The sequence below is a fragment of the Geothrix campi genome (assembly GCF_024609265.1).
GTDB lineage: Bacteria > Acidobacteriota > Holophagae > Holophagales > Holophagaceae > Geothrix > Geothrix campi.
In genome coordinates this window covers 668,700-689,347 of the sequence record NZ_JANHMP010000001.1, presented here as the reverse complement: position 1 = coordinate 689,347, position 20,648 = coordinate 668,700, and the positions used below count along the sequence as shown (strand labels likewise).

General features: G+C 65.3%; 24 protein-coding genes. 17 read left to right on the top strand and 7 right to left on the bottom strand.

The features are described 5' to 3' along the window. The first annotated feature begins 33 nt into the window (after positions 1 to 33). From NOV65_RS03305 to NOV65_RS03295, 3 genes are all read left to right on the top strand, one after another. Positions 34 to 1,506: a leucyl aminopeptidase gene (locus tag NOV65_RS03305; RefSeq protein ID WP_257304275.1), complete on the top strand. Its 1,473-nt coding sequence runs from the start codon at positions 34 to 36 to the stop codon at positions 1,504 to 1,506. Positions 1,507 to 1,655: 149 nt separating this feature from the next. Beyond that, on the top strand, positions 1,656 to 1,952 hold the full coding sequence (locus NOV65_RS03300; RefSeq protein WP_026853675.1) for an HU family DNA-binding protein: 297 nt from the start codon (positions 1,656 to 1,658) through the stop codon (positions 1,950 to 1,952). 29 nt (positions 1,953 to 1,981) lie between these two features. After that, positions 1,982 to 2,719 carry a CsgG/HfaB family protein gene (locus NOV65_RS03295; RefSeq protein WP_257304273.1) on the top strand — a complete coding sequence of 246 codons (738 nt, stop codon included), beginning with the start codon at positions 1,982 to 1,984 and terminating at the stop codon, positions 2,717 to 2,719. 7 nt (positions 2,720 to 2,726) lie between these two features. Here NOV65_RS03295 and NOV65_RS03290 read toward each other — a convergent pair whose 3' ends face one another. Genes NOV65_RS03290 through NOV65_RS03275 form a run of 4 tightly spaced genes read right to left on the bottom strand, consistent with a single transcriptional unit; the run spans position 2,727 to position 4,960 of the window. Then, positions 2,727 to 3,656 (bottom strand): alpha/beta hydrolase family protein, encoded by a 930-nt coding sequence (locus NOV65_RS03290; RefSeq protein WP_257304272.1) that lies wholly within the window; start codon positions 3,654 to 3,656, stop codon positions 2,727 to 2,729. Positions 3,657 to 3,712: 56 nt separating this feature from the next. After that, entirely contained in the window at positions 3,713 to 3,997 is a 285-nt protein-coding gene (locus tag NOV65_RS03285) for a 2Fe-2S iron-sulfur cluster-binding protein (RefSeq protein ID WP_257304270.1), read from the bottom strand. An 11-nt stretch (positions 3,998 to 4,008) separates the two neighbouring features. Beyond that, positions 4,009 to 4,434, bottom strand: coding sequence for a hypothetical protein (locus NOV65_RS03280; protein WP_257304268.1), 426 nt, complete (start codon positions 4,432 to 4,434; stop codon positions 4,009 to 4,011). A 46-nt stretch (positions 4,435 to 4,480) separates the two neighbouring features. Further along, entirely contained in the window at positions 4,481 to 4,960 is a 480-nt protein-coding gene (locus tag NOV65_RS03275) for a hypothetical protein (RefSeq protein ID WP_257304266.1), read from the bottom strand. Positions 4,961 to 5,016: 56 nt separating this feature from the next. On the opposite strand from NOV65_RS03275, the gene NOV65_RS03270 reads away from it, so the two are divergent. The 6 genes from NOV65_RS03270 to NOV65_RS03245 all read left to right on the top strand — a co-directional run bounded on the left by NOV65_RS03270 (position 5,017) and on the right by NOV65_RS03245 (position 9,519). Continuing rightward, entirely contained in the window at positions 5,017 to 5,484 is a 468-nt protein-coding gene (locus NOV65_RS03270) for a peptidylprolyl isomerase (protein WP_257304264.1), read from the top strand. Between the two features lie 79 nt (positions 5,485 to 5,563). Then, positions 5,564 to 6,133, top strand: a complete 570-nt coding sequence (locus NOV65_RS03265) for a DNA-3-methyladenine glycosylase I (RefSeq protein ID WP_257304263.1) — start codon at positions 5,564 to 5,566, stop codon at positions 6,131 to 6,133. A 21-nt stretch (positions 6,134 to 6,154) separates the two neighbouring features. Further along, positions 6,155 to 8,056, top strand: a complete 1,902-nt coding sequence (gene metG, locus NOV65_RS03260) for a methionine--tRNA ligase (RefSeq protein ID WP_257304261.1) — start codon at positions 6,155 to 6,157, stop codon at positions 8,054 to 8,056. Further along, positions 8,053 to 8,394: a hypothetical protein gene (locus NOV65_RS03255; RefSeq protein ID WP_257304259.1), complete on the top strand. Its 342-nt coding sequence runs from the start codon at positions 8,053 to 8,055 to the stop codon at positions 8,392 to 8,394. Before metG ends, NOV65_RS03255 begins: the two co-directional genes overlap by 4 nt. Before the next feature lie 14 nt (positions 8,395 to 8,408). Continuing rightward, positions 8,409 to 8,732 (top strand): arsenate reductase family protein, encoded by a 324-nt coding sequence (locus tag NOV65_RS03250; protein ID WP_257304257.1) that lies wholly within the window; start codon positions 8,409 to 8,411, stop codon positions 8,730 to 8,732. 10 nt (positions 8,733 to 8,742) lie between these two features. Beyond that, positions 8,743 to 9,519, top strand: a complete 777-nt coding sequence (locus NOV65_RS03245; protein ID WP_257304256.1) for an exodeoxyribonuclease III — start codon at positions 8,743 to 8,745, stop codon at positions 9,517 to 9,519. Between the two features lie 59 nt (positions 9,520 to 9,578). On the opposite strand, the gene NOV65_RS03240 is transcribed toward NOV65_RS03245, so the two are convergent. Further along, positions 9,579 to 10,601, bottom strand: coding sequence for a carboxypeptidase regulatory-like domain-containing protein (locus NOV65_RS03240; RefSeq protein ID WP_257304254.1), 1,023 nt, complete (start codon positions 10,599 to 10,601; stop codon positions 9,579 to 9,581). A 186-nt stretch (positions 10,602 to 10,787) separates the two neighbouring features. Between NOV65_RS03240 and NOV65_RS03235 the strand changes: the two genes are divergently transcribed. The 6 genes from NOV65_RS03235 (at position 10,788) to NOV65_RS03210 (ending at position 17,133) form a co-directional block, all read left to right on the top strand. Next, the gene (locus tag NOV65_RS03235; RefSeq protein WP_257304252.1) at positions 10,788 to 11,075 is read left to right on the top strand and encodes a DUF1844 domain-containing protein; all 288 of its coding nucleotides are present in this window, start codon (positions 10,788 to 10,790) and stop codon (positions 11,073 to 11,075) included. Between the two features lie 11 nt (positions 11,076 to 11,086). Continuing rightward, a complete protein-coding gene (locus NOV65_RS03230; protein ID WP_257304250.1) occupies positions 11,087 to 12,955 on the top strand; it encodes a tetratricopeptide repeat protein in 1,869 nt (622 codons plus the stop codon). 1 nt (position 12,956) lies between these two features. After that, entirely contained in the window at positions 12,957 to 14,120 is a 1,164-nt protein-coding gene (locus tag NOV65_RS03225) for a DUF4388 domain-containing protein (protein WP_257304248.1), read from the top strand. A gap of 9 nt (positions 14,121 to 14,129) precedes the next feature. Further along, entirely contained in the window at positions 14,130 to 14,729 is a 600-nt protein-coding gene (locus tag NOV65_RS03220; RefSeq protein ID WP_257304246.1) for a thymidine kinase, read from the top strand. 167 nt (positions 14,730 to 14,896) lie between these two features. Beyond that, a complete protein-coding gene (locus NOV65_RS03215; RefSeq protein ID WP_257304244.1) occupies positions 14,897 to 16,087 on the top strand; it encodes an acyl-CoA dehydrogenase family protein in 1,191 nt (396 codons plus the stop codon). Between the two features lie 62 nt (positions 16,088 to 16,149). Continuing rightward, positions 16,150 to 17,133 carry a patatin-like phospholipase family protein gene (locus NOV65_RS03210; RefSeq protein WP_257304242.1) on the top strand — a complete coding sequence of 328 codons (984 nt, stop codon included), beginning with the start codon at positions 16,150 to 16,152 and terminating at the stop codon, positions 17,131 to 17,133. Here the strand turns inward: NOV65_RS03210 and NOV65_RS03205 are convergent. Continuing rightward, positions 17,130 to 17,558 (bottom strand): universal stress protein, encoded by a 429-nt coding sequence (locus NOV65_RS03205; protein WP_257304240.1) that lies wholly within the window; start codon positions 17,556 to 17,558, stop codon positions 17,130 to 17,132. The genes NOV65_RS03210 and NOV65_RS03205 overlap by 4 nt on opposite strands. Positions 17,559 to 17,674: 116 nt before the next feature. On the opposite strand from NOV65_RS03205, the gene NOV65_RS03200 reads away from it, so the two are divergent. Further along, positions 17,675 to 18,373 (top strand): pirin family protein, encoded by a 699-nt coding sequence (locus tag NOV65_RS03200; RefSeq protein WP_257304238.1) that lies wholly within the window; start codon positions 17,675 to 17,677, stop codon positions 18,371 to 18,373. Between the two features lie 9 nt (positions 18,374 to 18,382). Then, the gene (locus NOV65_RS03195) at positions 18,383 to 19,249 is read left to right on the top strand and encodes a pirin family protein (protein WP_257304236.1); all 867 of its coding nucleotides are present in this window, start codon (positions 18,383 to 18,385) and stop codon (positions 19,247 to 19,249) included. On the opposite strand, the gene NOV65_RS03190 is transcribed toward NOV65_RS03195, so the two are convergent. After that, positions 19,250 to 20,641: a replication-associated recombination protein A gene (locus NOV65_RS03190; protein ID WP_257304234.1), complete on the bottom strand. Its 1,392-nt coding sequence runs from the start codon at positions 20,639 to 20,641 to the stop codon at positions 19,250 to 19,252. It lies immediately after the preceding gene. Between the last annotated feature and the right edge of the window lie 7 nt (positions 20,642 to 20,648).

Here is a 20,648-nt window from a genome sequence, read left to right as displayed (position 1 = left end):
AGGATCTAGGCTCTTGGGCCAGGAGGAACCTCCATGCCTTCAGTGGATATCAGTTCTCAGACCGGTAAGGACTTTGCCGGGGATGCCTTGATCGTCCCCGTATTCTCAGGGCGTGAGCGCCATCGTCTGCCGCTCGCCATCAGCAAGGTCGCGCGCCAGGTGATGGATGAAGAGGATTTCAAGGCGGACTATCTCGAAGTTGTGCCGTTGCATCACCCCAATGGTGTCAAGGAGAGCCGCTGGATGGTGCTCGTCGGTCTCGGCGACGAAGAGAAGGTGACGCTCAACAAGATCCGCAAGGCGGTGGGAACCGCCGGCCGCTTCTGCCTCAAGAAGAAGTGGAAGAAGATCGGCGTGCTGTCGCCGTCCACGTCCACCCTGGACCACGACGCGGTGCAGGCCGCCGTGGCCGAAGGCGCGCTGCTGGCGAACTACGACCTGGTGGCTTTCAAGGGGGGCAAGCAGGAGGCGAAGCAGTTCACCTCCATCGAGATCTTCACCAACGGCGATGACACGCGCAAAGCCCGTCGCAAGCTGCCCGTGATCGAAGCCGGGGTCACGGCCTGCCATCGCGTTCGCGATCTGGCCAACACCCCCGCTGGCGATCTCTATCCCGAGCTGTTCGCCGAAATGGCGGTGAAGCTGGCGAAACAGCACAAGCTCCACTGCGAGGTACTGGATGTGCCGGCCCTCGAAAAGGGCGGATTCCGGTCGGTGCTCGCGGTGGGCCAGGGCAGCGTGCGTTCCCCCCGGGTGGTGAAGCTCGAGTACAAGCCCAAGGAGAAGCCCAAAAAGCACGTGGTTCTGGTGGGCAAGGGCGTCTGCTTCGATTCGGGCGGACTGTCCCTCAAGGACGCGTCGGGCATGGAGACCATGAAGGACGACATGACTGGCGCGGCCATCGTCCTGGCCACCCTGGCGGCCTGTGCCCAGCTGGAAGTCCCGGTCCAGGTGACGGGCCTCCTGGGCCTGGTGGAAAACATGCCCTCCGGTTCCAGCTACAAGCCTGGCGATGTGCTCCGCAGCCGCAGCGGCAAGACCATCGAAGTGCTCAACACCGACGCTGAAGGCCGGCTGGTGCTGGCGGACCTGCTCCATTACGCAGGGGAACTGGGCGCGGACCACGTGGTGGACCTGGCGACCCTCACCGGGGCGGCCCTCGTCGCCATGGGGGATGGGGTTTCGGCGGTCATGGGCACCGATCAGAAGCTGGTGGACCGGCTCCTGGATGCCGGGAGCTCTGCAGGTGAGCACCTCTGGCAGCTCCCTCTAGTGGAGGAATACACCGAACTGCTCAAGAGCCCGCTGGCGGACCTGAAGAACATCACCGGGATCCGCTGGGGCGGCACCATCACGGCAGGCCTCTTCCTGCGGGAGTTCGTGGGCAGTGCCTCCTGGGCCCACATCGACCTTGCCGGCAGCTGGTCCGGGAAGGAGCGGGACTACCGAACCCACGGCGCCAGCGGGGAGGGCCCCCGGTTCCTCCTGGAATGGCTCATGGATTGACCCCCGGCCGCGAGACCAGGTCAAAGGGGGGCATTGCCCCCCTTTTTTTCAAATGGATGAAGATATCCCTCTTGACCGCAGGGCATGGATGGGGATTTATTGAGGACTGCCTTCAACCCACCTGAGCGCCCAACCCCTTCGGAGTTCCCATGGAAGCGATGGAGACCCTCACCAAGGCTGACCTCTCCCGGCACCTGATGGAGCGGCTCGAACTCGGGAAGAAGGATGCGGATCTCCTGGTGAACACGTTCCTGGAGAGCATCATCGAGTCCCTCAAGACCGGCGAAGGCGTGGAGCTTCGCGGATTCGGAAGCTTCCGCCTCCGGGATCGGCGGGCCCGCCAGGGCCGGAATCCCCGCAGTGGCGAGAGCATCCAGGTCCCCCCGAAGCGCGTGGTCTATTTCAAGCTGGGTAAGGAACTGCGCAGCAAGCTGATCGACGAGTAGCCGTACAACCCACCATCCACGGAGTCCCCATGCGTTTCCGCAAGCTGCTCCTGGCCCTGCTGGCCGTCCTCGCTGTCGCGACTCCGGCCCTTGCCCAGAAGAAGATGTCCAAAGAGGAGAGGGCGAAGCTGCCACGCATCGCCATCCTCGAATTCAAAGCCGCGCCGGATGCCTGGCATGGTTGGCGCTTTGGCGGCTGGGGCAATCAGATGGGCACCATCTCCAACCAGCTCCGCGACCTCTTCACCACGGAGATCATGGAGAAGGGCCGGGGCAAGATTCGGGTCATCGAGCGCGAGCGGCTCTCCGAGATCCGCGAGGAACTGAACTTCCAGCAGAGCGGCGAGGTGGACACCGCCACCGTCCAGAAGATCGGCAAGCTGCTGGGCGTGAAGTACGTGATGACCGGCAAGATCACGCGCTTCGCCTACAAGGAGGGCGGCTTCGGAACGGGGTGGGGTGTCGGCGCGTTGGTGAGCAAGGTCACAGGCGATGGCATGGCCGGCGCCGTGGCGGGCAGCGTGAATGTGAAGAAAGCCTCCTTCACGGGCCGCCTGGACATCCGACTCATCGAGGTGGAGACGGGTGAAATTCTTGGCGCCTGGAAGGACGAGGACAAGATTTCCGACACCAGCGTGAAGGTGGCGGGCACGGGTGCCGAGGTCCAGTACGACGAAGAGCTGGTGAACAAGGTGTTCGAGCCCATCGTCGCCCGGATCACGCCCAAGTTGCTGCGGGCCACCGTCTCGGCCCACGAAGAGGATTGACCGCGTCTCAGCGCGCCGCGGGGGGCCCTTCGGGGCCCCTCGTCGCATCTGGGAACCAGGTATCCACAGCTTGCTGGATGGTTCCGGCATAGGCCGGTCCCAGCACCTCGGCGCAGTGCAGATGCCAGGTGGGTACCTCCATCACCTGAATGGTGGCGAAGCGCCTCGCCACCGCCCGCTGGATCTCCGGTGGTGCGAGGCGGTCCTGGGTGGCGAGGAAGCACAAGCTGGGCGTCGTATAGCGGAGGTTCCCGGTACGCAGCAGCAGATCCGTGTCCGCAGGGTCGTAACCCCCCATGCGGCCCGCGGCCAGGCTCGCCAGGGCACCGATGGGAGGGGCAAGGACATGCCACCAGCGATCCGCAGGGCCACGCACCAGGCGCTCGGCGAAGCTCCGGCTACTGGCGGGAGCGCCCTCCCAAATGAGCCCGGCCAGGGGCCCCAGACCTTCGCGTTCCAGATCCGCCAGAGCCATCAGGCCCACGGAGGCGCCGAGGCTCCGTCCCATCAGGAGGATCCTCCGTCGCGGGATGCCCGAGGCTTCCAGGTGATGGACGATGCTGACTACGTCCTTGGACTCGGCCACGCCAAACGTCACTGCGGGCGCCGGCCGGTCACCTCGGAGGGCATCGTCCCGCCGCCGATAGGTGAAGATCGCCGCGTCCAGCCTTGGAAACCATTTCAGGGCCGGACTGGTGCCCCAGCGATCGTCGCCGAAGCCATGGAGCAGCAGCACCACGCCAGGCGAAGGCTGCCGGCGCTGGAGACGCCAGAGCTGCAGGCCGTCCACCTCCTCGGAAGACCAGGCACCGCCGGGATCCCCGTCCTCGCCCGAGGCAAGGTTGCGGTAGGTGGCTTCCACCCGCGCCAGAGGCTGGGGGCGGTAGAAGGGAGGGTCCACCAGTTCCCGGGCGACCATCCGAGCTTTCCATGCCACGAATCCCCCGACCGCGAGCAGGGGCAAGGTGCCCAGGGCGAGCCAAGTCCGTGGCCTCACCAGTAGCCCGTGGTGATCAGGACGGTGGCGTACGGTTCGGCCAGTCGGCATTGGCAGCTGAGACGCTGGCCTGGTTCGGCCCCATTGCGGCTGAGCGTTCGGGATTCTCGTGGGCGAAGTGGAGTCAGGTGTGAAGCGCCCTCCAGGACCGTGACCACACATCTGGCGCATGCGCCGCGACCGAGGCAGGCGGAGGCCACCGGCAGGCCTTCGGCCAGGCAGCGGCTCATCAAGGTCCCCTTACCGCCGATGACCAGATCCGCCCGGCGGGTGCGAGCCACCAGTGTCATCGCTATTTGGCGAGCGCCGCGGTCACGCCCGGCAGACCCTCGGCGGTGGGCAGGGGATCGGCTTTACCATAGAGGACGGCATCCAGCTTCTGGATCAGCGTGATCTGATAGATCCCCTTGTCCGCACCCATGTCCAGCTCGCCCAGGTCGGGGCTGAAGGCCTCGCGCTGGCTCGTGAGGAAGAAACGGTGCTTGCCGGTGGCCAGGCCCTTCACAATCAGGCTCGTCGCCCCCTTGGGGAGCTGCTGGACCGGGATGCGGGCCCCATCGAGGCTCAATTCCACCGGACCGTGCACCTTGCGGGTGAAACGGAAGACGACGGTTCCCGTCTGGATGGGGGACCTGGGAGTCAGGGGAACCTTTCGGCAACCCAGGGAGAGAATGGATCCCAGCAGCACCAGGGCGGGAACGAGGGGGTGAAGCTTCATGAAACCTCCGGAACCTTGATGATATGCGATCAGCGATCCAGAGGTCTCAGGGGAGGGCCGCTTCACCTGGGAAGGTGGCCCAGAGTCGGCCTTGCCAGACCGCCGTCTGAGGCTTGCGGGCGATGATGCCCGACAGTGGCCCCAGGCATTCCACCTCCACCCGCCCGCCTGGGCTGTCCTGCAGGGAGATGGGCCGGAGGCGGGTCTTCGCCGTGGCGGCCCAGCTATCCGGGTAAGAACCGGTACTCTGCCGGTGGATGCGGAGCATGTAGAGGCTCCCGGTCTTCAGCACGGTGAGGTCCAGGGCGAAGGGTTGGCCGGGTTCGACCGGCACGAGACGCCCCTGGAGCCGGAACGCGCCCGGAAGGCCGCCTTTGGGCGGGGCGGTAGAAAAGGCCTTGAGTTCAAAGTGGTAGGCGATGGCACCGATCTTCACCTCACCGCCGCCCTTCGCCTGGATGTCGATGGATTGGGCCTGGAGCAGGGTGCCGAGGCAGAGGGCCGCCAGAGGGCGGAAGAAGTTCATGCTGACTCCAGGTGGATGGGCTTCTATTCTGGGGGATTGAACCTGAGAGGTGAACCATGACCCGTGTGTGTTTCCAGACCGACAAGGGCGATATCAATCTGGAATTGTTCCCGAAGGAGGCCCCGGGCACCGTGGCGAACTTCGTGAAACTGATCGAATCGGGTTTCTATGACGGCCTGGCCTTCCATCGGGTCATCCCCGATTTCGTCATCCAGGGCGGCTGCCCCAACACCAAGGCCGGCGCTTCGGGCATGCCCGGCACCGGTGGCCCCGGCTGGAAGATCAAGTGCGAGACGGCCGGCAACCCCCACCAGCACAAGCTGGGCGCCCTCTCCATGGCCCATGCCGGCAAGGACACTGGCGGGAGCCAGTTCTTCGTGGTGAACGGCGACCGACGCAACGTGGCCCACCTCGATGGTGTGCACACGGTCTTCGGGCAGTGCGCCTCGGATGCCGACATCCAGGTGGTGCAGGCCATCAGGACCAACGATCGGATCCTCAAGGCGACGGTCACTGAGGCCTGATCCTGGCTTTTCACGTGCGCAGAATCGGGCGGCAAGGCCGCCCGATTCTGCGCAGGGAAGGGCGATGGGAGGAACGACGATGCCCGAGCGTTGCGGGTGGTGCGGGACGGATCCGCTGTATGTGGCCTACCACGATCAGGAATGGGGCGTTCCCCAGCACGATGACCGGCGTCTCTTCGAGAAGCTGGTGCTGGAGGGGGCCCAGGCCGGGCTCAGCTGGATCACCATCCTCCGGAAGCGCGAGGCCTACCGGAGGCTCTTCCACGAGTTCGATCCGGTGAAGGTGGCCGCGATGACGGATGCCGAGCTGGAGGCCGCCCTCCAGGACCCGGGCATCGTACGGAACCGCCTGAAGGTGTTCTCGGCCCGGAAGAACGCACTGGCCTTCCTGGCGGTGCAGGAGGAGTTCGGGAGCTTCGACACCTTCCTGTGGGCTTTCGTGGGCGGGGCCCCGAAGGTGAACCACCCGCGGACCCTGGCGGAAGTTCCGGCCGTTTCTCCGGAGGCGGAGGCCCTGAGCAAGGCGCTCAAGAAACGGGGCTTCACCTTCGTGGGGCCCACGATCATGTATGCCTATCTGCAGTCCCTGGGTCTGGTGGATGACCACGTGGCCACCTGCTGGAAGCGCCAGGGGCCTGACTCGCTGTAGACTGGAAGGCTCGGAGTTGCCGTGTCCAAGCCCTTCTACATCACCACGCCCATCTACTACGTCAACGACCGCCCTCACATCGGCCACACCTACACCACGGTGCTGGCGGATGTGATCGCGCGGTTCCACCGCATGCGCGGCGAAGAGGTGTACTTCCTCACGGGCACGGACGAGCATGGCCAGAAGGTGGAGAAGGCTGCGGCCGCCCGGGGCATCACGCCCAAGCAGCTGGCGGACGAAGTGGTGGCGAACTACACAGAACTCTGGAAGACCATGGGCATGACCCACTTCCGCTTCATCCGCACCACGGATGAGGACCACAAGGCTCAGGTGCAGCGCCTCTTCAAGCGGTTGCTGGACAAGGGCGATATCTACAAGTCCACCTACAAGGGCCTGTATTCGGTGAGCGACGAGGCCTATGTCACGGAGACACAGGCCAAGGAGTTGCAGGCCCAGGGCCTTGCGCACCAGCTGGTGGAGCTGGAGGAGGAAACCTATTTCTTCCGCCTCAGCGCCTACCAGGACCGCCTGCTTAAGTACTACGAGGAACACCCGGAGTTCGTGCAGCCCGATTTCCGCTTCAACGAGGTGAAGCGCTTCGTGGAGGGTGGCCTGCAGGATCTCTCCATCAGCCGCACCAGCATCAGCTGGGGCATCCCTGTCCCCGGGGACGAGAAACACGTGATCTACGTCTGGTTCGACGCCCTGTTGAACTACCTCACGGGCTGCCCCGCCAACAGCTGGCCACCGGACCTCCAGCTCGTGGGCAAGGACATCCTGCGCTTCCACGCGGTCTACTGGCCCGCCTTCCTCATGGCGGCGGGCATGTTCCAGCCCACCACCATCCTGGCCCACGGCTGGTGGCTCATGGGCGAGGACAAGATGTCCAAGAGCAAGGGCAACGTCGTGCGCCCGGATACGCTGTTGCGCTTCGGGAATGACGCATTGCGCTTCTATTTCATGCGCGACATGCAGGTGGGCCACGACCGCGGTTTCAGCTATGAGGGCTTCATGGATCGCCTCAACGCGGACCTGGCCAACGGCCTGGGCAACCTGGCCTCGCGCACCCTCAGCATGATCCAGCGCTACCGGGGCGGGGTAGTGCCCATGCCCACCGTCCTGGACGATCTCGACCGCGAGATGGCTCAGCAGCTGCTGGCGGTGTTCCCCGAGTACCTGGAGCAGGCACGGGCGAACAATTTCCACGGCGCCCTGGACACCCTGTGGACCTACCTGCGGACCCTGGACGGCTACATCGTGAAGGCCGAGCCCTGGAAGCTGGCCAAGGACCCTGCCAACGATCCCAAACTGGACGCGGTGTTGGCGATCCTCTATCGGGCCCTGCGCGCCACGGCCCTCCTGGTGGCGCCGGTGATGCCGGAGCTGGCCCAGACACTCTGGGAATCCCTGGGCCACGCGACGAACGTGGCCGAGACCACCTTCCACGGCTTCGCCCTGGACGGTCCGGCCATCGGTCCCATCGGCGAACCCAAGCCCCTGTTCCAGCGCATCGACAAGGAGAAGGAAATGAGTGAACCCGAGACCTCCGCGGCCCCCGCCGAGACCAAGCCTGCCCTGGACGTGCCGGAGATCCGCGAGACCGTGGATGCCGACACTTTCTTCAAGGTCGACCTGCGCGTGGGGAAGGTCCTCGAAGCAGAGCGCGTGCCCAAGAGCGACAAGCTCATCAAGATGAAGGTGGACATCGGTCTGGAGCAGCGCACCATCGTGGGTGGCATCGGCAAGGCCTACGAGCCCGCGGATCTGCTCAACCGGCTCGTGGTGGTGGTGGCGAACCTGGCTCCCCGCAAGCTCATGGGCATCGAGAGTCACGGCATGCTGCTGGCCGCCAGCGACAGCGCCAGCAAGCCCTACCTGGTGGCCCCGCCCGCGGATGCCCTGCCCGGATTCCTGGTGAAGTGAAGCACCCCGTCTTCAGCTTCGAGGCTGAGTTCCTCACGGACGCCCCCTACGATCACATCGCCGGGCGGCTGCGGCATGAGGCTCCCTCGGCCTTCAAAAGCTTGCGGCCCCTGACTGGATGGGCCCCACCGGAAGAAGGCGAAGGCCGCCTGGTGCTGCGCTGGAACCGCACGGTTGCGGGGGCGGAGGAATCCGGGGCACTGATCCTAGCCCCGGATCCCAAGGGTGCCTATCTTCGGTTGGAGGGACGCATGAAGGGCTGGTCGGCCTTCCTGTTGTTTGGTCTGCTGCGCTGGCGGACCGATCGCCTGCTGGACCGGTTCGTAGAGGAATTGTGAAGGCGGTGCTATGGATGAAATCGAGCTGCACCACCTGCCGTAGCGCCAAGGCGAAACTGACGGAACTGGGTATCGAGGTGGACATTCGCGACTTCTTCAAAAAGCCGCTGGAGGCCACTGAACTGGAGTGCCTGCTACCCGCGGACCCCGGGCCCATGCTGGGGACGAAAAGCCCCAAGTACAAGGAACTCGGCCTGAAGGACCGCAGGCTGACGAAGGCTGAGGCCATCGCGCTGATGGTCCAGGACAACAACCTGCTCAAGCGGCCCATCCTCGTGCATCCCAAAGGCGTGATCATTGGATTCGATTCCGTCGCCTATGAGAAGCTGGTGTCCTGAGGGAGGAACGATGCGCTTCTACAGCTGGAACGTGAACGGTTTCCGGTCGGTCCTTAAGAAGGGCTTCATGGACTGGCTGGAGGAGACGGAACCGGACGTGCTCTCCCTCCAGGAGATCCGCTGTGAGTGGGAGGAAACGGATCTGGGCGTGCGGCGGCAGATCGAGAGTGCCTACGACGTCTGCTGGTTCCCCGCCACGAGCAAGAAGGGTTACGCCGGCTCTGCGACCTTATCAAAGAAGGACCTGGGTTTCACCCACGCCAAGGGCCTGGGCATCGACGGCTATGACGCCGAAGGCCGCATGATCGTCTCGCGGAAGGACAAGCTCGTCTTCATCGGCGGCTACTTCCCCAACGCCTCCCAGGGGCTGGTGCGCCTCCCCTTCAAGCGCCAGTTCGCCAAGGATCTCGCCACCCTCGTGGCGAAGCATCACAAAGCCGGGGATCAGGTGATCCTCACGGGCGACATGAACGTGGCCCCGGAGGAGATCGATCTGGCGCGCCCCAAAGACAACGTCAAGAACCCAGGGTTCACTCCGGAGGAGCGGGAGGACTTCAAGCTCTACCTGGGAGCAGGCTTGGCGGATGTGCTGCGGGAGCGGAATCCTGATGTCCCGGGACTCTACACCTGGTGGACTGCCCGTGGTGGCGCCCGGGAGCGGAACGTGGGGTGGAGGATAGACCTCTTCCTCGCCAGCCGGACGTTGCTGGATCGCGTGAAGGACGCCCGCATCCACGCCGAGGTGCTGGGCTCCGACCACTGCCCCATCAGTCTCGAATTGCTTTGATCTTTTCCTGACGACAATAAGAGGGCCCCGACCGGGGCCCTCTTATTGCGTTCCAGCGCCTACTTGATGCGCTTCAGCGAGGGATCCTTCAGCATCTCCCGGGCCGTGGCGGCGTTCTTCCCGGCGGGAGCGAGCTCGATGTACTTCTCGAGGTGCGTCTTGGTGCCGCGCAGGTTGTTCTCGCCGAATTCGACCATGGCCAGCAGGTAGTGGGCCTCGGCGTATTTGGGATCGACCTCCAGGGCCTTGAGGAGCTGGGCCTTGGCTTCCTTCGTCTTGCCGGCATTGAAGGCCTCGACGCCCTTGTTGTAGATCACATCCGGATTGGGCCCCTGGATGGCCTCCAGCATGGCGGTGTACTTCTGTTCGGCGGCCACATCGGACTTGGCTTTGCTGGTCGCGATCAAGCCGGCAATCACTCGTTCATCCTTCGGGTTCCGCTCCAGGGCCTTCAGGAGATAGGGCTCGGCCTCCTCCTTCTTGGTGCCGGCCTGCGCAAGGCAAATGCCGAGCACCCGCTCGATCTTCAGGAGTTCAGGAGCCAGCTCCGCCTTGGCTGTTTCATCCTTCAGCTTGGTCAGCGCCTCAGTCAGGGTCTTGTAGGCCTTGTCCACATGCGGAAGGGCCTCCTGATAGTTGCCTTCGTTGTAGAGCGGAATGGCGGCGTTGAAAGCATCACGGCCCTCGGCATCCAGGGCGGCGCCGGGGTCGGCAACGACGGGCTGGGTTCCCGCAGCGGCCAGGTTCGCGGCGCGGGCCTGCTCTGGAGTCAAGAGCGTGATGTTCTTCATCAACGCATCGCCCAGAGGGATCTTGACCATCTCCTTGGAGTCCGCGAAGCCAGCGGCGCTTACGGTGAGTTCGAATTCCTTGGGATCGAGCCCCACCTGAAGGAAATTTCCTTTCTTATCGGTCACAAGTTCCTTGATCCAGGCTATATCGAGGCGTTTCAGGACGACCTTGGCTCCGACGATGGGCTGGCCATCCTTGGACTGCACCCTGCCGCTGATGCGACCTGTGGTATCGGCATACAAAGACAGGCAGGCGGCCGGGATGAGGATTGAAGAGATGAGGCGTCGCATGGGTCTTCCTCCAAACCCATCCATCGTTCCACAGGGCTGCTCCGGCGCCGAGTGCTTTTCGTCAAAAAAGCCTCGTTCCGGTCTCCCGTCCCTGCCTGGCGCGAGGCATTTCACGTCGGATGCAGGAAAATTCGGGCTGTGGTAGGCTTCCGGGCAGACAAGTCCTGAAAGTGTTCGAGGTAGCCCATGAATCCAGCGGTGCCGGAAGCCTCCTTGACCGCTCTGATGCATCTTCTGGCGGAGCAAGCGCTTATGGCCCTTGGGGTACCTCATCCGATGATGAAGGAAACCCCGCCTGCAAACCCGGTCGTGGCGCGGTTCTACGTGGATCTTCTCGGAGTGCTGAAAGAGAAGACCGAAGGCTCCCGGGACGATGCCGAGACGCGCCAGATCGACGACCTTCTGTATGGCCTTCGCATGCGACTCATGGATCTCAAGCCGGCGGCGGGTACTCCTGTGGACCCCAAACCATGAGCCTCGGGAAGATGGCATTGGGATTCCTCCAGACCTTGCGCACGACAGCTCTGGCCGGTTTCGTGGGGCTATGCGCCATGCACGCAGCCCCTGCGCCAGAGGCTCCCAAATCCGTCGCTGCCCCCACGGATACAGCGACGGAGGCAGCTGTGGCACTCAGCCACCGGGCCAACCACCTGTTCGCGGCGCTATCGAAGGGCGATCCCGAGGCGGTGCGGGCCGCTCAGCTCGAAGTGGAGGGACTAAGGCGCACCTACTCCACGTTGGATGTCACCCCACTGGTGGAGGCCGCGGCCTTCTGGGCCCGCGAACAAGGCATGGTCGGACGGCCGACGCTCGGCTTGGAGGCGCTCCAGGCCGTGGATCGATGGGCTCCTGACCACCCCAGCCTGCTTGGCAGCCGCATCGTGCTCATGCGGCAGGAGGGGCTGCGGGGGTGGCTGTGGAGTTTCCCCGATCTGCTCAGGCTTACGCGCTTGAGGCTGGAGCAGCCGGCCCACCGCTGGCTCTGGCTCCTGCAGCACCTGGGGATGTTACGGCTGAGCGCCACGATGCTCCTCTGGGGCTGGGCACTCACCATGGGGCTGCGCTACCGCCATGTGCTCCGCCACATCTGGGAGGAACCGTTCGAGCACAAGGGCATCAGCCCGGCTCTGGCCGCGTTGGTCGGCGCCGCGATCCTGACCGGGCCGGTGCTCCTGGGTCTGGACCCTCTGGTGGCAGCCCTGCTCTGGCTCATTCTGCTGGCCCCCTTCCTTCTGCCTTCCGAGGTGCGGATCACGGCCTTCATCATGCTGTTTCAGCTGGTCCATCCCCTTCTGGCCGTGATGGAGCCCCTGGCGGGCCGCGAGCCAGAACCCAGCATCCAGACCCTCCAGCTTCAACCCCGGGTCCACCCCGTCCCGGCCGCCGCATTGCGGAATCTACCTCCCACGGACCAGTCCTTCCTCAAGGGCTGGGAGCAACTCCAGAATCAGCAATGGAAGGATGCTGAAGAAACCTTCCAGAATCTGGTGGGACGTCATCCGAACCAGGCCGAGGTGTTGAACAATCTTGGTGTCGCACGCTACCAACTGGGGGATGCCGCCGGGGCCGAGCGCACTTTCCAGGAGGCACAACGGGCGGGATCGCGGATGGAGGTGCTCCTCAACCAGAGCATCCTCGCCTTCAACCGGCTCGATACCACGCTGGGCGCCTCCAAACAGGACGAGGCCCAGGCAGCCGATCCCGAGGCGTATGCCCGCCTCATCGCCCTGAACGACGCCCGGAAGGACGTACGCACCTACCCCACGCCCCTGCCAGATACAGCGGCCCGGGTGGAAGCCTTGGCCGAGGCCACGGAAGGGCGCAAGGTGGAGCGGTTGCCCCTCTCCGAACCGCCCTTCCTGGTGGCCCTGCTGTTGCCACTCTTGGGAATTTCGGCCTTCCTGGTGCGAGTCCGGAGGAGCCTGCGGATGGCCCATCCAGGCCAGTGCATCCGCTGCGGTGAGCCCTACCACACGACGGATAGCCCCGACCCTGAAGTGTGCTCGAAGTGCCATCACCTCTTCGTTCTGAGGGACGGGCTCCACACCGAAAGCCGTCGGAAGAAGCTTGATGAAGTGGCCGCCCACCAGCGGGACACCCGCTGGATCCACAAAACGCTGATCGTCCTGCTTCCGGGCTGCGATCTCGCCTTCCTGGGGGAGACGCGGGAGGCCCTGATGGAGTTCCTCCCCTTCTGTCTGGCGGTGGGGATGGTCCTCGCCACAAGCCGGTCGGTGCGCTACCCCGGTGAGATCCTTCCGGATCCCGCCTCCACGTGGCTGGCTCTCGGGGCAGTCCTGGTGGGCCTGCTCTACCTCCGCTCCTGGCTGAAGCTGTTCCTGAGGAGGGCCTGAGATGGCACTGGAAGGATCCCTCCGGGACTTCGACCTCTTCTCCCTCTTCAACATGATCAAGATCCAGGGGAAGAACGGCACCTTGGTGCTTTCCCAGGGCCAGGAGTTCGTCAAAGTCTTCTTTGAGAACGGCGAGATCGTCGGATGTGATTCGAACCAGGTCCGCATGGAGGACCGGCTGGGCACCATGCTCGTGCGCCTGGGCAGGCTCACCGGCGAGGAGCTGCTGAACATGGTCCAGGTCCAAAGACAGACGCTCAAGCGTATGGGCACCCTCCTGCTGGATAGCGGAAAGGTCTCGGCCGCTGATCTCCAGGACGCCCTTTTCAGTCAGGCCACTGCCATCCTCCACCGCGCTTTCCGTTGGGTGGAAGGGGACTACCGGTTCGATTCCTTCCTGCCGGCCGACCTGGACCGGGAACACTTCGTCCCCATTCCCGTCGACACCGTGCTGATGGAAGCCGCCCGCATCCAGGACGAATGGCCCGAGGTGGAGCGCCGGTTGCCAGGGCTCGAGACGCCTCTGGGCAAATCACCCAGGGCCCAGGCTCTGCATCTGGACATCGACCGGGAGGTTTCCTCGGTGCTGGATGGGAAGGGTCAGGTCCACGGTTCCTCTGGCCTTACCCACGAACAGGAGATGGTCCTCTCCTACTTCGACCAGCCCCAGAGCCCCAAAGAGATCATCCAGATCAGTCGCTACGAAGAGTTGGACACCTGCAAGGCCATCGCCGATCTTCTGGAGGCCGGTCTGCTGGAATCCAAATTGGGTGAGGGCGCGGTCAAGGTGGTCCGACCCTGGGTGGGAGGTCATCCGGACCTGACGCCGGAACCCTGGGAGCCCAGCCCGCTGCTCTGGCCCTTGGTCGTGCTGGGATTCGCGATTCCGCTGGCCCTGTACGTGCCGCACCAGCGCGGATCGATGAACCTCGGCCTGGCCAGCCTGCAGCCGGTGGATCTCCATGCGGCGCCCGAAGGGCCGACCCGCTTGCGGCAGGATTGGGCGCTTCGCCTGGCCGCCCCGAGGGATGGCGGCGTGGTGCTGGCGAAGCAGCTTGGAAGTCCCATGGACGGGAAGAACCCGGTACCCGACCTGGCCAGCCTTCCAGACCCCATGGCCCCGGCCAAGGCTCCTGAGCCGCCGCCGCCACGGCCCAAGCGATAAGGATTTCCGATGTTCGTGCACCAGCGCCAGGGTTCCCTGGAGGTGATTTGCGGTCCCATGTTCTCCGGCAAGTCCGAGGAACTGATCCGGCGCATCAAGCGGGCCATCATTGCCAAGCAGAAAGTGCAGGTCTTCAAGCCCGCCCTGGATGACCGCTACGATGCCTCCGCCATTGCCAGCCACAGCCAGCGCAAGCACGACGCCATCCCCGTGAAGGACAGCGTCGAACTGGCCCGGCACCTGGATCCCGAGGCCCAGGTGATCGCCCTGGATGAGGTCCAGTTCATGGACGAAGGACTCATCCCCATCATCGAGGATCTCGCCAACCGCGGGGTGCGCGTCATCGCGGGGGGGCTCGACCAGGATTCCAACGGCGAACCCTTCGGCATCATGCCCATCCTGCTGGCCAAGGCCGAGTACGTCACCAAGCTCCAGGCCATCTGCATGGTTTGCGGCGCCCTCGCGGGCCGCACCCAGCGCATGGTGCACACCGGCGGCCAGGTGCTGGTGGGCGCGGCGGAAGCCTATGAGGCCCGCTGCCGCCACTGCCATGAGACGCCTCACGCTTCAGGTGGGCGGCTGCTGGAGGACCCGGCCCAGGGTTCCTGATTTTTTCACTTCGTCAAGTCGATAGCCGACCTGACACCTAATCGGGGGCGCAGTGGGGGACAGGCCTCCGGCTTGGCCTTGACCCGGCGGTAGACTGGCTCCGGCGCGCTGCTGCAGCGCCGGTTCCACCACTCGCCCGAGGCTTCAGGGCATTCCAGGAGTTCCCCATGGCCGGCGCCTACGCCACCTTCACCCACATCACCGACTACATGGGTTTCGAGGGGCTGCTCACCGAAGAAGAACGAATGATCCGCGAAACAGCGCGGAAGTTCGTGAACGCTGAAGTGCTGCCCATCATCGAGAAACACGCCCAGGATCAGACTTTTCCCAAGCACCTCATCCCCAAGATGGGCGAGCTGGGCTTCTACGGCCCTTCGCTGCCGGAGGAATACGGCTGCATGGGCGTGTCCAACGTCGCCTACGGCCTGCTGATGTACGAGCTCGAGCGTGGCGACTCAGGCCTGCGCTCCTTCGCCTCCGTGCAGGGCAGCCTCGTCATGTGGCCCATTTACACCTACGGCAGCGAAGAACAGAGACGGCACTGGCTGCCCAAGCTGGCCACCGGGGAGAAGATCGGCTGCTTCGGCCTCACGGAGCCCGACTTCGGCTCCAATCCTGGCGGCATGCTCACCAAGGCCGTGCGTGAACCCGGCGGCAAGTGGCGCATCAACGGCACCAAGATGTGGATCACCAACGGCACCGTGGCGGACGTGGCCGTGGTGTGGGCCCAGACTGAGGACGGCATCCGCGGTTTCCTGGTCGAGAAGGGCACCCCCGGCTTCAGCGCCCCCGAGATGAAGGGCAAGTGGAGCCTGCGCGCCTCGACCACCTCCGAGCTGGTGCTGGAGGATGTCATCGTCGACGAGGCCACATCCCTGTTGCCCAACGTGAAGGGACTCAAGGGCCCCCTGGGCTGTCTCACCCAGGCCCGCTACGGCATCGCCTGGGGTGCTCTCGGCGCCGCCGACGCGTGCTACCAGTGCGCGCTCGATTACGCGAAGAGCCGCATCCAGTTCGACAAGCCCATCGCCAGCTTCCAGCTCCAACAGGAGAAGCTGGCCTGGATGGTCACCGAGCTCACCAAGGGGCAGCTGCTGGTGCACCAGCTGGGTCGTCTCAAGGACGCCAAGACCTACACGCCCGCCCAGGTCTCCATGGCCAAGATGAACAACGTGAACGTCTCCCTCGAAATCTGCCGCAAGGCCCGCACCATCCTGGGCGCCAACGGCATCCTCGATGAGTACCCGGTCATGCGCCACATGGCCAACCTCGAAAGCGTCTACACCTACGAAGGCACGCACGATATGCACACCCTCGTCATCGGCCAGGAAGTGACTGGGATCCCCGCGTACCGCTGATCGCCGTTCCCACCGCAGAAAAACGGGCCGCCTGGCCCGTTTTTCTGCGCTTAAAATGCCGGATGCCCAAACCCTTCCGCATCCTCTCCATCGACGGTGGCGGCATCCGCGGCTTGATTCCGGCCCTGCTGTTGGCGGAGCTGGAGCGGCAAACCGGGCGCGCCGTTTCCGATAGCTTCGACCTCATCGCCGGCACCAGCACAGGAGGCATCCTGGCCCTGGGGCTCGCCGCGCCAGGGCAGGGTGGGCGGCCCCGCTACTCGGCGCAGGATCTTGCGGCCCTCTACCTGAAGGAGGGGACCCGGATCTTCGACGAAAGCCTGTGGCGGCGCCTGACGAACCCCATGGGTCTGCGGGCGGCCAAGTATCCGAGTGACGGCATCGAGGAGGTGCTTGAGCAGTACTTCGGAGAATCCCGCCTGAAGGATTCGCTCGTGGAAGTGCTGGTGACGGCCTACGACCTGGAGAAGCGGGACGCCTTCTTCTACCGCCGCCGCCGGGCCAGGGAGGACAACCGCTACGATGTGCCCATGCGCGTGGCGGCGCGGGCCACCAGCGCCGCGCCCACCTACTTCGAACCCCTGCTGGTGCCCTGGCCCGAAGGCCGTGATGTGCTGGTGGATGGTGGCGTCTTCGCCAACAATCCGGCCATGTGCGCGTACGCCGAAGCCCGGCAGACCTTGGCCAAAGAGGCCCGGAACGCGGATGATCTCCTGCTGGTATCGCTCGGCACGGGCCTCTACACCCGGCCCTATCGCTACGAGGACGCGAAGGGCTGGGGTGTGGCCGGGTGGGCCCGGCCCATCCTTGATGTGATCTTCGATGGCGTGGCGGACACCGTGGACTACCAATTGCGCCAACTCCTGTCCCCCGGCGCGGGCGGAGCTACCCGCTACCTGCGCTTCCAGACGGATCTCGATGCCGGTCTCAGCGAGATGGATGACACGAGCCCGGAACACCTGGAAGGGCTCCGCCGCGCCGCCGAGGCCATCCTCCAGCGCCAGTCCGCCGACATGGCAGCCCTCGTCCGGCAGCTCGCAGGCTAGTGCGTCTTTTCGGTCCGGACGACGAGGACATCACAGGGTGCCAGCCGGACCACGCGGGCGGCGGTGCTGCCGAAGAGCAGGCGCTCCAGCGTGGAATGACCCACCTGGGCCACCACCAGCAGGGTCTTCATGTCCGCTTCGGAGACCAGCTCCTCGGCGGGACCGCCCCACTTCACGATGACCTGGGAACCCCCGTACGGCTTCACCCAGGCTTCCAGCTGCTCTCGCGCGTGGTCCTCCATGCTCTTCAGCCAGGCGGGGTCGGGCAGGGCAATCTGCGCTTCGGGCAGCATGGGTGCCGGGGGCTGGAGCACATGCATGGCGACCAGTGGCACGCCGATGCGGGTCGCCCAGGTCCCAGCCCGTTCCAGAGCCTGCTTCGAGGCTTCGGAGAAGTCCACACCCACCAGCACCCGTGTGATCACGGCGTCCTCCGCTTGGATGCCCCCAAGATACGTCCAGGTCATCGATCGGTGCCGTTTTTTTTCAGGAGAGGCTTGAAATACGAGTTACAACATCTATAATGAATCCAGGAGGCACCATGATCACGCTGCGATCTGCCGGGGCCCGGGGCCACTTCGATTTCGGATGGCTGGACACCCGCCACACCTTTTCTTTCGGGGAGTACTTCGATCCCGACCATCAGCAGTTCCATGCCCTGCGCGTGCTCAACGAAGACCGGGTGCAGCCCGGCAAAGGTTTCGGCACCCATGGCCACCGGGACATGGAGATCCTCACCTGGGTGCTGTCCGGCGCTCTGGAGCATCGCGACAGCCTGGGCACCCATGGTGTCATCCGGCCCGGGGAAGCCCAGGTCATGAGCGCAGGCACGGGCATCCGGCATAGCGAGTTCAACGCTTCTGCCACCGAGCCGGTGCATTTCCTCCAGATCTGGATCCTGCCGGAGCGCCAAGGCCTGACGCCCCGCTACGACCAGGTGGCTTTCCCTGAAAGCGAGCTGCGGAACCGCCTGCGCCTCATCGCCAGCCCCGATGGCGCCGAGGGTTCCGTGAAGGTCTTCCAGGATGTGAAGGTCTTCGCAGCGCGCCTGGAGGCTGGCCGCGAAGTGCAGGCCGCCGTCCCGACCGGACGTGCCGGTTTCCTGCAGGTGGCCAAGGGCGCCGTGACACTCAACGGCACCGCGATGAACGCCGGGGACGCCGCCCGCATCGAAGGGGAGCCGTCCTTCACCGTGGTGGCCGATTCGTTCTCAGAAGTCCTGTTCTTCGATCTCGCCTGAGGAGGTTCCATGTCCTTCAAACCTGTCTCCATCCTCGTTCCCGGCCTCCCCACGGAGGACGGCAACCGCGTGCCGCTGACCCGCCTGGTGCCTGGTCAGGGGCATCGCGGCGCCGATGCCTTCCGCGCCATGGATCCCTTCCTGCTCATGGACCACTTCGGTCCCATGGTGCTGCCTCCGGGGACGGACGCGGGGTTTCCTCCCCACCCCCACCGTGGGTTCCAGACCCTCACCTACCTCATCCAGGGTGCCTTCCGGCATCGGGATAGCACGGGCGGTTCGGGCCTGCTGCAGCCCGGCGGCGCCCAACTGATGAACGCGGGCGCGGGCATTGTCCACGAGGAGATGCCGGTGCCCGAGCACCTTGAGACTGGCGGCCCCATCGAGGGCGTGCAACTCTGGATCAACCTGCCCAAGGCCGAAAAACGCAGCGCCCCGGGCTACACGGACCTCCAGCCGGAAGCCATGCCCTGGCAGACGATTCCCGGCGGCCGCATGCGGGTGCTCGCGGGCACCTGGGCCGGCGTGACCGGCCCCGCGCAGACCCCGGCGCGGATCGCCTACGCCCATCTGGAACTGGAAGCTGGCGCACGCTTCCAGCACAGCGTTCCGACCGGGTGGATCGCTGCGGCGGTGCCGCTGCATGGTTCCCTCCGCATCGAAGGCACGGAGGTGCCGGCGGACTCCGTGGCCCTGTTGGGTGATGGGGAGAGCCTCGCCCTGGAGGCCCTCACACCGGTCAGCTTCATGCTGCTCGCGGGGGAACCGATCCGCGAACCCATTGCCCACTATGGTCCCTTCGTGATGAACACATACGATGAGATCGAGCTGGCCATCCGGGACTACCAGGAGGGGCGCATGGGGCACCTCGACTGATCAGATCGGCCTTGCTTCCAGCTTCCGGCCCAGGGTGAACCTGCCCTGGGCCAGTTTGTGGATGGCCCGGGCCAGGCCTTCGCGGCTACAGGCCAGCTCGGCGCTCCAGGCCTCCAGGGGCACGTCGCCGCCCTCGGGATGGGCCTCCACCCAGGCCTCCCAGAGGGCCGAGAGGGCCGCCGAATGGGGCTCCTGGCGGTCCTGCCAGCTGCGCTCCTGGGGGCGTTTCGGTTCGTAAAAGGATGTGCCCCGGAGCTTGTCAGGCAGGAAAGCCTGCTCCCGGTCGTAGTCGTCGTGGGAGTAGTGGTAGCCAGCGCCGCGGCCGGCCTTCCGGGCCGTGGCCGTGTGGGCGTCGCGGATGGCCTCGGGGATGGGCGCGTCCTCGGCCGCCAGGGCCGCGTCCACGGCCAGGACCGTGGCGTTGCTCTTGGGGGCGTTGGCCACGTAGATGACGGCCTGAGCCAGGGGGATGCGGGCCTCGGGCCAGCCGATTTGTTCCACGGCCCGGCTGGCGGCCTCGCAGAGGAGGAAGGCCTGGGGATCGGCGTTGCCCACGTCCTCGGCGGCGCAGACCATGAGGCGCCGGGCGATGAAGCGGGGATCCTCGCCGCCGCGGATCATGCGGCTGAGGTAGTAGAGGGCCGCGTCGGCGTCCGAACCCCGCAGGCTCTTCTGGAAGGCGCTGGCCAGGTCGTAGTGGCCGTCGGCGCGGTCGAACATCATGCGTCCGCCTAGGGCGCCCTGGAGGGATTCCAGATCCGGATCCGGCATCTCCATCCAGGTTTCCAAGCCTGAAAGGGCTGAGCGCAGGTCGCCACCGGCCCAGTGGGAGAGCCACTCGAAGACCTCCGCAGGCTCCGGCTGCCCGGGCTGCTCCTTGGCCCAGGCCCGCTTGAGCACCTGCTGGATGTGGGCCGGCTCCAGGGCCTTGAGGGCGATGAGCTGGCAGCGGCTGCGGAGCGCCGGGTTCAGGTAGAAGGCCGGATTCTCCGTGGTGGCGCCGATGAGGATGGCCTCGCCGCGCTCCAGGAAGGGCAGCAGAATGTCCTGCTGGGCCCGGTTGAAGCGGTGGATCTCGTCCAGGAACACCACGGGCGGCACCGTGCGGAACAGCGGCATCTCGCGGCTGTCGGACAGGAACTTTTTCAGCTCTGCCGCGCTGCCGCTGGCCCCCGAGAACTCCATGAAGCCGTGGCCCGTGGCCTCGGCCAGGATGCGGGCCAGGGTCGTCTTGCCGGTCCCGGGCGGCCCCCACATCACCATGGACGGCAGCCGTCCGCCCGCGGTGAGCCGTGTCAGCGCGCCCTTGGGGCCGAGGAGGTGGGCCTGGCCCACCACCTCGGCCAGCGTCGAAGGTCGCATGCGTTCGGGGAGCGGGGTGGTGTGGCTCACGGTCCTT

Coding starts and splice junctions, on each gene's coding strand:
- NOV65_RS03305 (WP_257304275.1), top strand. CDS start 34: ATGCCTTCAGTGGATATCAGTTCTCAGACCGGTAAGGACTTTGCCGGG.
- NOV65_RS03300 (WP_026853675.1), top strand. CDS start 1,656: ATGGAAGCGATGGAGACCCTCACCAAGGCTGACCTCTCCCGGCACCTG.
- NOV65_RS03295 (WP_257304273.1), top strand. CDS start 1,982: ATGCGTTTCCGCAAGCTGCTCCTGGCCCTGCTGGCCGTCCTCGCTGTC.
- NOV65_RS03280 (WP_257304268.1), bottom strand. CDS start 4,434: ATGAAGCTTCACCCCCTCGTTCCCGCCCTGGTGCTGCTGGGATCCATT.
- NOV65_RS03275 (WP_257304266.1), bottom strand. CDS start 4,960: ATGAACTTCTTCCGCCCTCTGGCGGCCCTCTGCCTCGGCACCCTGCTC.
- NOV65_RS03270 (WP_257304264.1), top strand. CDS start 5,017: ATGACCCGTGTGTGTTTCCAGACCGACAAGGGCGATATCAATCTGGAA.
- NOV65_RS03265 (WP_257304263.1), top strand. CDS start 5,564: ATGCCCGAGCGTTGCGGGTGGTGCGGGACGGATCCGCTGTATGTGGCC.
- NOV65_RS03250 (WP_257304257.1), top strand. CDS start 8,409: ATGAAATCGAGCTGCACCACCTGCCGTAGCGCCAAGGCGAAACTGACG.
- NOV65_RS03245 (WP_257304256.1), top strand. CDS start 8,743: ATGCGCTTCTACAGCTGGAACGTGAACGGTTTCCGGTCGGTCCTTAAG.
- NOV65_RS03240 (WP_257304254.1), bottom strand. CDS start 10,601: ATGCGACGCCTCATCTCTTCAATCCTCATCCCGGCCGCCTGCCTGTCT.
- NOV65_RS03235 (WP_257304252.1), top strand. CDS start 10,788: ATGAATCCAGCGGTGCCGGAAGCCTCCTTGACCGCTCTGATGCATCTT.
- NOV65_RS03230 (WP_257304250.1), top strand. CDS start 11,087: ATGGCATTGGGATTCCTCCAGACCTTGCGCACGACAGCTCTGGCCGGT.
- NOV65_RS03225 (WP_257304248.1), top strand. CDS start 12,957: ATGGCACTGGAAGGATCCCTCCGGGACTTCGACCTCTTCTCCCTCTTC.
- NOV65_RS03220 (WP_257304246.1), top strand. CDS start 14,130: ATGTTCGTGCACCAGCGCCAGGGTTCCCTGGAGGTGATTTGCGGTCCC.
- NOV65_RS03215 (WP_257304244.1), top strand. CDS start 14,897: ATGGCCGGCGCCTACGCCACCTTCACCCACATCACCGACTACATGGGT.
- NOV65_RS03210 (WP_257304242.1), top strand. CDS start 16,150: ATGCCCAAACCCTTCCGCATCCTCTCCATCGACGGTGGCGGCATCCGC.
- NOV65_RS03200 (WP_257304238.1), top strand. CDS start 17,675: ATGATCACGCTGCGATCTGCCGGGGCCCGGGGCCACTTCGATTTCGGA.
- NOV65_RS03195 (WP_257304236.1), top strand. CDS start 18,383: ATGTCCTTCAAACCTGTCTCCATCCTCGTTCCCGGCCTCCCCACGGAG.